The sequence below is a fragment of the Brevundimonas sp. genome, from assembly GCF_030704825.1.
Lineage (GTDB): Bacteria > Pseudomonadota > Alphaproteobacteria > Caulobacterales > Caulobacteraceae > Brevundimonas.
In genome coordinates, this window is record NZ_JAUYNX010000031.1 from 1 (window position 1) to 10,821 (window position 10,821).

At 67.8% G+C, this 10,821-nt stretch carries 12 protein-coding genes and 1 tRNA gene; 12 read left to right on the forward strand and 1 reads right to left on the reverse strand.

The window, feature by feature from the left end:
* The 12 genes from Q8Q71_RS14395 to Q8Q71_RS14450 all read left to right on the forward strand — a co-directional run.
* Nucleotides 1-577, forward strand: a 577-nt coding sequence (locus Q8Q71_RS14395) for an EF-Tu/IF-2/RF-3 family GTPase (RefSeq protein ID WP_305758631.1), incomplete at its 5' end; no start/stop codon positions are given.
* A 310-nt stretch (nucleotides 578-887) separates the two neighbouring features.
* Nucleotides 888-2,909, forward strand: a complete 2,022-nt coding sequence (locus tag Q8Q71_RS14400; RefSeq protein WP_305760291.1) for a DUF3857 and transglutaminase domain-containing protein — start codon at nucleotides 888-890, stop codon at nucleotides 2,907-2,909.
* 86 nt (nucleotides 2,910-2,995) lie between these two features.
* Nucleotides 2,996-3,124, forward strand: coding sequence for a hypothetical protein (locus tag Q8Q71_RS14405; protein WP_305760292.1), 129 nt, complete (start codon nucleotides 2,996-2,998; stop codon nucleotides 3,122-3,124).
* Between the two features lie 91 nt (nucleotides 3,125-3,215).
* Nucleotides 3,216-4,550 carry a hemolysin family protein gene (locus Q8Q71_RS14410; protein ID WP_305760293.1) on the forward strand — a complete coding sequence of 445 codons (1,335 nt, stop codon included), beginning with the start codon at nucleotides 3,216-3,218 and terminating at the stop codon, nucleotides 4,548-4,550.
* Between the two features lie 108 nt (nucleotides 4,551-4,658).
* Nucleotides 4,659-4,734 (forward strand) — tRNA-Trp (locus Q8Q71_RS14415).
* Between the two features lie 63 nt (nucleotides 4,735-4,797).
* On the forward strand, nucleotides 4,798-5,088 hold the full coding sequence (secE, locus tag Q8Q71_RS14420) for a preprotein translocase subunit SecE (protein WP_305760294.1): 291 nt from the start codon (nucleotides 4,798-4,800) through the stop codon (nucleotides 5,086-5,088).
* 12 nt (nucleotides 5,089-5,100) lie between these two features.
* Nucleotides 5,101-5,676 carry a transcription termination/antitermination protein NusG gene (gene nusG / locus Q8Q71_RS14425; protein WP_305760295.1) on the forward strand — a complete coding sequence of 192 codons (576 nt, stop codon included), beginning with the start codon at nucleotides 5,101-5,103 and terminating at the stop codon, nucleotides 5,674-5,676.
* A 195-nt stretch (nucleotides 5,677-5,871) separates the two neighbouring features.
* The gene (gene rplK, locus Q8Q71_RS14430; RefSeq protein WP_055829960.1) at nucleotides 5,872-6,303 is read left to right on the forward strand and encodes a 50S ribosomal protein L11; all 432 of its coding nucleotides are present in this window, start codon (nucleotides 5,872-5,874) and stop codon (nucleotides 6,301-6,303) included.
* 4 nt (nucleotides 6,304-6,307) lie between these two features.
* Entirely contained in the window at nucleotides 6,308-6,997 is a 690-nt protein-coding gene (gene rplA, locus Q8Q71_RS14435) for a 50S ribosomal protein L1 (protein ID WP_305760296.1), read from the forward strand.
* Between the two features lie 106 nt (nucleotides 6,998-7,103).
* The gene (locus Q8Q71_RS14440) at nucleotides 7,104-7,928 is read left to right on the forward strand and encodes an enoyl-CoA hydratase-related protein (protein WP_305760297.1); all 825 of its coding nucleotides are present in this window, start codon (nucleotides 7,104-7,106) and stop codon (nucleotides 7,926-7,928) included.
* Nucleotides 7,929-8,005: 77 nt separating this feature from the next.
* Nucleotides 8,006-9,070, forward strand: a complete 1,065-nt coding sequence (locus Q8Q71_RS14445; protein WP_305760298.1) for a hypothetical protein — start codon at nucleotides 8,006-8,008, stop codon at nucleotides 9,068-9,070.
* A 13-nt stretch (nucleotides 9,071-9,083) separates the two neighbouring features.
* Entirely contained in the window at nucleotides 9,084-9,455 is a 372-nt protein-coding gene (locus Q8Q71_RS14450) for a DUF5367 family protein (RefSeq protein ID WP_305760299.1), read from the forward strand.
* Here Q8Q71_RS14450 and Q8Q71_RS14455 read toward each other — a convergent pair.
* Nucleotides 9,452-10,516: a calcium-binding protein gene (locus Q8Q71_RS14455; RefSeq protein WP_305760300.1), complete on the reverse strand. Its 1,065-nt coding sequence runs from the start codon at nucleotides 10,514-10,516 to the stop codon at nucleotides 9,452-9,454. The two genes, Q8Q71_RS14450 and Q8Q71_RS14455, sit on opposite strands and share 4 nt — an antisense overlap.
* Between the last annotated feature and the right edge of the window lie 305 nt (nucleotides 10,517-10,821).

The following is a 10,821-nucleotide window of genomic DNA, read 5'->3' on the forward strand; positions in this document are numbered from 1 at the left end:
GGCGCGTCCGCTGGACCTGCCGTTCCTGATGCCGGTGGAAGACGTGTTCTCGATCTCGGGCCGCGGCACCGTGGTCACGGGCCGGGTCGAGCGCGGCATCGTCAAGGTCGGCGAGGAAGTCGAGATCGTCGGCATCCGCCCGGTCCAGAAGACGACCTGCACCGGCGTGGAAATGTTCCGCAAGCTGCTGGACCAGGGCCAGGCGGGCGACAACGTCGGCGTGCTGCTGCGCGGCACCAAGCGGGAGGACGTCGAGCGCGGCCAGGTTCTGTGCAAGCCGGGTTCGATCACCCCGCACACCAAATTCCTGGCCGAGGCCTACATCCTGACCAAGGAAGAGGGCGGCCGTCACACCCCGTTCTTCACCAACTACCGCCCGCAGTTCTACTTCCGCACCACGGACGTGACCGGCATCGTGCACCTCAAGGAAGGTGTCGAGATGATCATGCCCGGCGACAACGCCGAGCTGAACGTCGAGCTGATCACCCCCATCGCCATGGAAGAGAAGCTGCGCTTCGCCATCCGTGAAGGCGGCCGCACCGTCGGCGCCGGCGTGGTGTCGAAGATCACCGAGTAAGCGGCGACTTCAAGTCAGCGTAACAGAGCCCCCGCCCGCGCAAGCCGGCGGGGGTTTTGCTTTGCGCACACGCTGCACCTTCCCATTTCGGGGGAAGGTGGACCGCGGAGCGGCGGGGCTCTGTCCGCCTTGCGATCGGCGACACGGGAAGCCGCAGCCAGCAGCCCCGTCCGTCAGGCTTCGCCTGCCACCTTTCCCCCGTGAAGGGGGGAAGGAGAGTTTGGCGCGCGCTCACCTCACACGCGACGAAGATGACGCTCGCGGAATGATCGTCTAGCGTCGCTCCGAAGTTGTGTCGGGGGATGCAGGCGTGGCGTACGAGGGCGAGCGGGCGGGAACGCGCGGACTGGAGTTCGGACCGGCGCCGGACGGGTTCGACATGGGCGTCTTCGATATCGGGGACCGCGATCCGTCGGCGCTGAGCGAGCGCGGCTGCTGTTTCTGGCTGTCGGACACGCGGCTGGACGCGACCGGGCGCGAGCGGGTCTTCACCAGCCGGCTGGTGCAGCAGGTGACCGGGAGCGACGGCCTGCAGCCCGCGGCCAGCTTCGAGATGGCGTTCAATCCGTCGTACGAGCGGCTGGTCGTCCACGGCGTCCGGGTCTGGCGCGACGGCGTGGCGCGCGAGGCCGCCCGGCCCGAGGCGTTCGAACTGTTCCGGCGCGAGCTGAACCTCGAGCGGGCCGTCTATGACGGCCGGTTGACGGCGCACATGATCGTGCCCGACGTGCGGGTCGGCGACGTGGTCGACACCGCCTTCTCGATCATCGGCGCCAATCCGGTGCTGAAGGATTCGCTGAGCTTCTCCCCGCGCCTGCAGTGGAGCTCGCCGGTGGTTGAGACGCGGGTCGAGGTTCGCGTGCCCGAGGGGCGGCTGCTGACGATCCGGTCGTTCGGCAGGTCGCCGAGGGCGCGGGACACGACCGCCGACGGGGTGCGGACCCTGCGCTGGACGATGCGGGACGCGACGCCGTGGCGTCACGAGGCGGACGCGCCCGCCTGGCACACCGGCTACGCCTCGGTCCTCGTCGCCGACACGGTGCAATGGAGCGATGTGGCCGGCCTGTTCCGCGGTTTCTACGACCCGCCGGAGCGGCTGCCGGATACGCTGGAGACGGCCGCCGCCGGCATCATGGCGGCGGAAGGCACGGCGGCGGGACGGGTGGCGGCGAGTCTCCGGTTCGTGCAGGCGGCGCTGCGCTATCATTCGGTCGGCGTCGGAGACGGGGGTTTCCGGCCGCGCCCGGTCGAAGCCATCTGGGAAACCCGCTATGGCGATTGCAAGGACGCCTCGCGGCTGCTGGTGGCCTTGTTGCGGCGCATGGGGGTGGAGGCTGTCCCCGCCCTGGTCAATACGCGGCTCGGCCCCGGTCTGGCCGACGAACCGCCCAACGCCACGGCGTTCGACCACTGCATCGTGCGGACCACCGTCGATGGCGGCGCCTGGTGGGTCGACCCGACCCTGTCGAGTCAGGGCGGCGATCTGCTGCACCTGACCCGGCCGCGCCACGGCTGGGCCCTGCCGCTGGTCGAGGGAGGCGAGCTGGAGCCGCTGAGGGAGGCGCCCACGCCGACGGTCTGCGAGACGCGCGAAACCTGGACCTTCGACAAGCAGGCGGCCCTGCCCGCGCGGCTGGAACTGCGCACCGTCTATCGCGACTGGCGCGCCGATGACATGCGACGCTGGCTGGCCAACGACGGCCGCCGCAACGTCGGCCGCCGCTTTCGGGAATCGCTGGAGGTCGAATACGGCCAGGTGGTCGAGGCCGCGCCGCTGGAGGTGATCGACGGCGCCGCGGACAACCGGCTGGAGGTGGTCGAGCTGTACGATGTCGACCGGCCCTTCCAGCCGCTGGACGCCGGGCGGATGCGCTTCGTTTCACGCGACGACGTGATCGGGCCGAACCTGCGCGATCTGGAGTCGGCTCGTCGGGTCGAGCCGATCGACGTCGGCCATCCGCGCCGGATCGTCACCGAGCGCGTGTTCAACCTGCCGGCGGCCATCTCCATAACGCCCTGGTCGATCGAGCGGACGGGGCCCGCGACCGCCCTGCGCAGCGTACTGGAATGGCGTTCGCCGCGTCAGGCGGTCCACACCCTGGACCTGACGATCACGCGCCGGATCGTCGAGGCGGAACAGGCCCAGGACCATTTTGTCGCGGCGAGGGAAGCGCGCGACTTCAACGGCGTCAGCTTTCCCGTCGCGGTGAGGAAGGGGCGGATCGCCGGGATCGACGGCGGCGTCCCCCACAACGACAACTGGATCGGCTGGGCCATTCTGGGGCTGATCGGGATCTTCCTGCTCGCCGGATGGGTGACGCAAGGCGGTTAACGTCGCGCCCGGCAGGCGCAATCGCTTGCGCGGAACCGGGAACAGGTCCCTACGTTCGGATCACGGACGTTAGGGATTTGGTAACCATGTGGCGCGCGCTTCGGATCGGCCTGTTCATCGGCACCCTGGTCGGCATGTCCGCCTGCGCCGCGACGCCCGACGACGGATCGACGCGCGGCCCCTATGGCGCCATCGAGGCCGGTCGCCGGACCTGATCGAAGAAACCGTGGCGAAGGGGACGAAATCCCCCTATCATCGCCGCTGCGGACGCCGGCTGTCGCGCCGCGCCGGTCTCGCTCCCCCTAGATGTTAGCCATCGCCATCGTCGTCGTTCTGGCCCTCGTGGTGCTCAACGGCCTGTTCGCCATGACCGAATTGGCGGTCGTCTCTTCCCGCAAGTCCAAATTGCAGAGCCGGGCCGAACGCGGCGACCGGGGCGCCCGCGCGGCGCTCAAGCTCGCCGAGGATCCGACCCATTTCCTGTCGGCGGTCCAGGTCGGCATCACCCTGATCGGCATCGCCGCGGGCGCCTATGGCCAGGCCGCCATCGCGGGCGAGCTGAATCTCATCCTGGGGGGCGCCTTCCCCGCGCTCGCCGCCTACACCGAGGTCTTCTCCACGGTCCTGGTCATCGTCTTCATCACCTATGTGTCGGTGATCGTGGGCGAACTGGTGCCCAAGCGGCTGGCCCTGATCTTTCCGGAGAACATCGCCTCCAAGATGGCGGCCCCGATCTCGACCGTGGCCATCGTGCTGAAGCCGTTCGTCGTGGTCCTGACGGCTTCGACCTCGGCCATCCTGAAGCTGATGAACGTCAAGGACCGCGACGGCTCGGACGTGACCCAGGAAGAGGTCGAGACGATGATCGCCGAAGGCACGGCGTCGGGTCTGATCGAGCCGGAAGAGCAGGAGATGATCGAGGAGATCCTGCGCCTCGGCGACCGCCCCATTCGCGTGGCCATGACGCCGCGCCACGAGGTGTTCTGGATCGCCCTGAACGACGCCGAGGAGACCCTGCGGGAAGAGGTCCGCACCTGCCCCTATTCGCGCATCGTGGTGGCGCGCGAGAACGACGTCGATAACCCGCTCGGCGTGGTCCACAAGAAGGACCTTCTGGACAGCCTGCTGGACAACGGCGAGTTCAATGTCGAGCGGCTGGTGCAGACCCCCGCCTTCATTCCGCAGTCCACCTCGGTGTTGAAGGCGCTGGGAATCATGAAGGCCTCCCGGGTCCACATGGCCTTCCTGGTCGACGAGTTCGGGGCCTTCGAGGGCGTGGTCACCGCCACCGACCTGCTGGAGATGATCGCCGGGGATTTCGACGAGAGCCACGACGACGCCGACGTGAACGTCCGCCAGCGCGAGGACGGCAGCTGGCTGGTCGACGGCCAGACCGACATCGACGAACTGGCGGACGCCCTCGGCGAGGATTTCGGCGAGGCCGACGGTTTCCACACCATCGCGGGTCTGGTGCTGCACCAGCTGTCGCGGGTGCCGAACGAGGGCGAAATCCTGCAGCTGGGCCGGTTCGAGGTCGAGATCATCGACATGGATGATCGCCGCATCGACAAACTGCTGTTCCGGCAGGTGGTCAAGCCCGAGGACGAAGCCCGGGCCGTGGCGGAGCAGTACGAGGATTAGCCCAATCCGCTTGAAAACCCCCGCGCGGTCGGGCATACGCCGCGGTCTGGCGAAGCCGAACGCGCCCGGGGGCCTCCCTCTGGCGCGTTGTAGTTTGTCCGGAACCACAGGAGTGTAGCTCAGCTGGTAGAGCATCGGTCTCCAAAACCGAGGGTCGTGGGTTCGAGTCCCTCCACTCCTGCCACTTATCACTGACGGGGCGGGTCCCCATCTGCACCGTCAGACGTTGAAACGAGACCAGAAGATCATGGCCAAGGCCAAGAGCCCCTCGGGGCGCCGCACCCAGACCGTCCAGCCGGCGATCGCCGGCAGCGCCGTGGCGGCCGAGGCGACCGCACCGAAGAAGCGCACCACGATCCCGCAGTTCGCCAGCCAGGTCCGCGCCGAAGGGCGCAAGATCGTGTGGCCGAGCCGCAAGGAGACCTGGATCACCTCGGTGATGGTGCTGATCATGGTGCTGATCGCGGCGATCTTCTTCTTCTTCGTCGACACCGGCCTGGCCTTCCTGTCGCGCATCGTGCTCGCGCTCGGCCAGTAAGAAAGACCCCTCATGACCGACGCCGCCCCCGCCAAGCCCGCCAATCCGCGCCACAAGTGGTACATCGTCCACGCCTATTCGAATTTCGAGAAGAAGGTCGCCCAGCACCTGACCGACCAGGCGCGCCAGCAGGGCCTTGAGGACTGTTTCTCCGAGATCCTGGTGCCGACCGAGGACGTGGTCGAGATCCGGCGCGGCCGGAAGGTCAACTCCGAGCGCAAATTCTTCCCCGGCTATGTGCTGGTGAAGATGGAGATGACCGACGACGCCTATCACCTCGTCAAGAACACGCCGAAGGTCACCGGCTTCCTCGGCGCCGCGGGCGGCACCAAGCCGCTGCCGGTCTCGGAGCGCGAGGTCCAGAACATCATCGGCCAGGTGGAGGAGGGCGTCGAACGGCCCAAGCCCACCATCCGCTTCGACATCGGCGAGACCGTCAAGGTCATCGACGGGCCCTTCGCCAGCTTCGAGGGCCAGGTCGAGAGCGTCGACGAGGACAACGCCCGCCTGCGCGTGGCCGTGTCCATCTTCGGCCGTCCGACCCCGGTCGATCTGGAGTACAATCAGGTCGAGAAGAACGCGGGCTGATTTCAGGCCGGTTCTGACGTTTCGCAGCGGCGGTCCTCGGGCCGCCGTTTGCTTTTACGGCGGCCTTTTGCTACACGCGCGCCTCGCTCTGAGGGGCGGTGCGGGTTCGCCCGCATAAATCCGTGGGAGGCAGCCATGCCACGACCACGGCTCACCGGTCCCGATTGAGTTCGGGGCCATCGTAAGGAGAGACCAATGGCCAAGAAGATTCTGGGCTATATCAAACTGCAGGTGCCGGCCGGCAACGCCACGCCTTCGCCCCCGATCGGGCCGGCCCTGGGCCAGCGCGGCGTCAACATCATGGGCTTCGTCAAGGAGTTCAACGCCCGCACCGAGAAGGAAGTCAAAGGCACGCCCCTGCCGACGGTGATCACCGTCTACCAGGACAAGAGCTTCACCTTCGTCACCAAGACCCCGCCCGCGACCCACTACATCAAACAGGCCGCCGGGATCACCTCGGGTTCGAAGATGACGGGCCGCGAAGTGGCAGGCAAGATCAAGCGCAGCCAGCTGCGTGAGATCGCCGAGAAGAAGATGAAGGATCTGAACGCGAACGACCTGGACGCCGCGACCAAGATCATCGAAGGCTCGGCTCGCGCCATGGGCCTCAACGTCGTGGAGGGCTAAGCACATGGCCAAGCAAACCAAGCGCACCAAGGCCCGGACCGGCGACACGCTGGCCCTGATGCCGTTCACCGACGCCATCGCCGCGGTCAAGACCAACGCCACCGCCAAGTTCGACGAGTCGATCGAGATCGCCGTCAACCTGGGCGTCGACCCGCGTCACGCCGACCAACAGGTCCGCGGCGTGGTCTCGCTGCCCTCCGGCACCGGCCGTGACGTTCGCGTCGCCGTCATCGCCAAGGACGCCAAGGCCGCCGAAGCCACCGCCGCCGGAGCCGACATCGTCGGCGCCGAGGAGCTGGTCGAGCGCATCCAGGGCGGCTTCATGGAATTCGACCGCGTGATCGCCACGCCGGACATGATGGCCCTGGTGGGCCGTCTGGGTAAGGTGCTGGGCCCGCGCGGCCTGATGCCGAACCCGCGTGTCGGCACCGTGACGCCCAACGTCGGCCAGGCCGTGAAGGACGCCAAGGGCGGTTCCATCGAGTTCCGCACCGAGAAGACCGGCATCATCCACGCCGGCATCGGCAAGGCCAGCTTCACCGAAGACGCGATCCTGGCCAACGTCCGGGCCCTCGTCGACGCTCTGAACAAGGCCAAGCCCTCGGGCGCCAAGGGTCTTTACATCAAGAAGATCAGCCTCTCCTCGACCATGGGGCCTGGCTTCAAGATCGACGCGGGTTCGCTCGGCGTCTGACGCCAACCCATCTCGTGAGAGTTTGAAGGGAGCGGCTTTCGGGCCGCTCCCTTTTTCTTTGCGCGCGAACTGGGCTCATATGGCGGCGAGCAGGAGAGGGCGCGCCGTGGAGCTGAAGACCACCCGTTACGAGGTCGCCGACCGGGTCGCGACACTCACCCTGGCCCGGCCCCAGCGGCGCAACGCCTGGACCGGCCGGATGCACACCGAGTACCGCTGGTGCCTGCGCGAGGCCGACCAGGACCGGCAGGTGCGGGTGATCGTGGTCACCGGCGACCCGGAGGGCCAGGCCTTCTGCGCCGGCGCCGACCTGGGCGCGCTCGAGGGCCATTCCGAGAAGGGCCGCTACGATCCTGGCACGGACGACGGCCTCGCCATGCCGGGTTTCGGCGTCGACCCGCACTTCGACGAGGCCTTCGCCTACCACTTTGGGATCGGCAAGCCGATCATCGCGGCGATCAACGGGCCGGCCGCCGGGGTGGGCCTGGTGTTGGCCGCCTTCGCCGACCTGCGGTTCGCGGCCCTTGGCGCCAAGTTCACCGCGGCGCACGGACGCTTCAACTTCCCCGCGGAGTTCGGCCTCTCCTGGGTGCTGCCGCGCATCGTGGGCCTCAGCCACGCCAACGATATACTGCTGTCGAGCCGGGTGTTCACCGCCGAGGAGGCGCTGGCCATGGGGTTCCTGAACCGGCTGGTCGCCCCCGCCGCCCTGATGCCGGCCGTCATGGACTACGCCCGCAACCTCGCCGACAGCGTGGCCCCGGGTTCGGCGCGGGAGACCAAGCACCAGATCTACCGCGACCTGCACCGCGACGCCGCGGCCTCGGTGAGCGCGGCCCAGGCCCTGCTGGAGGCCATGATCACCGAGCCCGACTACAAGGAGGGCGTGAAGGCCTGGACCGCGAAGCGCAAGGCCGACTGGACGGGGTAGGGGGCGGCGCTCGCGTCAGGGCTGCGCGGCGCGGCGGACCGGTCTAGGGTGGCGTCAAATCACAGGGGGAAACGATCATGCGTAGGTTTGCGGCGGTCCTTGGCGTCCTGATGCTGCTGGCGCAGCCGGTCCGGGCCGAGACCTTCAGCTTCGTGGCCCTGGGCGACACCGCCTACAATCCGGCCGTCGACTATCCGGTCTACGAGGCCCTGATCGCGCGGATCAACAAGGCCAAGCCGGCCTTCTCCATCCATGTGGGCGACACCTGGGGCGCCTTGCCCTGCACCGAGGACCAGCATCGCTCGATCCTCGGCTGGTTCGCCAAGTACGATCATCCGGTGGTCTACACCCCCGGCGACAACGAGTGGGCCGACTGCCGCAAGGCCGACGTGCTGGAGGCCTATTCCCGCTTCGTCTCCGGCAAGCCGACCCCCGCCGACCTGGCGTTGCTGCTGCCGCTGCGCGGGCTCGACGCCGGCATGACCAGCGCCGGCTATGACGACCCGCTGGCCAGCCTGGGCCTGATCCGCAAAGTGTTCTTCGCCAGGCCGCAGAGCGTCGGCGGCAAGACCATGCCCCTGGTCCGCCAGCCCGATGTGTCCGCCTTCAAGGACACCGCCGAGAACACCCGCTGGGAGAAGGGCGGCGTGGTCTTCGCGACCCTGAGCGCGCCGGGCTCCAGCAACGGCTTCCTGATGCAGAACGAAGCCCGCGCCGCCGAGGCCATCGCCCGCAACCGCGCCAACGTGGACTGGATCAAGGCGACCTTCGCCGAGGCCAAGGCCAGGAACGCCAAGGCCGTGGTGATCTCGCTCCAGGCGGCCATGTTCGTGGACGGGGAGGGCGGGGAGTTCTCCGGCAAGGAGCTGCGTGGCGGGTTCGAGGGGCCGTACTACTGGCTGGCGCTTGCCATCCGCGACCTGGGCGGTCGGTTCGGCAAGCCGGTCTTGCTGATCAACGGCGACTTCCACGACTTCATCGTCGATCGGCCGTTCATGGTCAGTCAGGGCGAGGTGAAGCCGCCGCTCTACGGCAACATCACGCGACTCCAGGTCTATGGCGCGCCGGAGCTGAAGGCGGTGAGGGTCGGCGTCGACACAGACACGCCCTGGGTCTTCAGCTTCGAACCGCTGCACGACTGAGGCGCCCGGGACCTTGCGCCTCTATCTCTGGTTCCTGCTGCGTGGGACGTTCGTCTGGGCGGTCTCGACCCTCATCCTGCGGCTCCTGCCGTCGGATTGGGTCGACCGGCCGGCCTGGACCCTGCTGATCACCGGAGCGGTCTCCGGCCTCGGCCTCGTCGTGGCCACCCTGGTCTTCCTGCGCCGGGTCGAGCCCCGCCACCAACTGGCCGCGCTGGGCTCGTTCGTGGTACCGCAGATGGTGCTGGACGCCGGGGTCGTGGCGGCCTTCGTCCAGGTCCTGCCCAACTTCCCGCCCAGCCATGCGCCGCTGTTCGGCGCCTTCGTCCTCTGGTGCTACGCGGTGATGCTGATGACGGCGGTGGTCGCGACGCGGCCGCACTAGGAGGCCAAGAAAAAGCTCCAGGCGCCGACCAGGCTCGAGCCTTCGACGCCGACCAGGACGATCCGTTCGCCGCCGGCGGTCTCGATGACCGTGTCGACCCCCTGTTGGCCGATCGTGTAGGTCATGCCGGGCTCGAACTGGATGCGATCGCCCTGCGCCGCCGAGAAGTCGGTGATCTGGTCCGACCCCGATCCAGTGAAGACGTAGAAGGTGTCCGCGCCCGCGCCGCCGGTCATGGTGTCCGGGCCCCGGTCTCCGGATATCCAGTCGTCGCCCTCGTCGCCGAACAGCAGGTCGCCGTCCTGGCCGCCGCGGATCACGTCGTTTCCGCCGCCGCCATAGCAGGTGTCGCCGCCCATATTGCCGTAGATGACGTCGGCGCCGGGCCCCTGCATGACACCGCCCAGATAGCGGCTGTAGTCCCCATAAAGGAGATCGTTGTCCTTCCCGCCGACGACCCAATCGTCGCCCTCGGAGCCTCGCAGCGTGTCATTGCCCTGATTGCCGTGCAGATCGTCGAAATGCGCGCCGCCGACCAGGGAGTCGTTCCCCTCTTCGCCGCGCTGGAAACTCCGGCCGTCCTGGATCGTCATCGAGCCGTAGAAGTCGCTGGAGAGGGTGTCGTCGCCGGTTCCGCCATAGAGCGTGTCGGCGCCCGCGCTGCCGTGCATCAGATCGTTCCCGCCGTATCCGCGCAGGATCGAATGCGTGAACTCGTCATTGATCGTGTCATTGCCCGCCAGGACCGTGGAGAGCGCGGTGGGCATGGCGTCCAGCACCATCCAGAACGCGGCGGTCGTCGCGGCGACATTGACGCCGCTGAGCGTGAAGTCCGCCGTCGGGGAGACATATCGGATCGACGTGATCGTCCCGCCGGAAAGCTGGTCATCGGAATCGTAGGTGAAGCCGACGCCGCCGAAATCCACGGTGAGGCCGAGGTCGGGTCTGCGGAGTTGGAGGACGGTGGAGGTCGCCACCACGATGTCGGCGCCCACCAGGTCGCTCAGGTGGATCGTTTCCAGATCCAGGGCGGGGTAGGTTCGCGTTTCGAGCTTCGCCATCGTCCAGTCCCCACGTTAGCTTATCGGGCGCATCTATACGTAGGTGAGACGGCTTGGCTACCCGGCCCGATTGCAGGGCGCCGCGGGATCGCGGCGATCCGGTTGTCATCCGAGCCCAATACGTGTAAACGCCGCGCCTTCTAGAGTTTCGCTCCGTCGCAAGGCGGGGCGTGGACGGCGGGTTCGCCCGCCATCCTGTCCAAGAACTGTGGGGATCCGGGGGCCGCTCGGATCCGTGACGCGAGGAAGAGCCCTTCCTCAAGCACAGGGAGACGGGAATACGAGGTTTCGACGGCCATCGCATG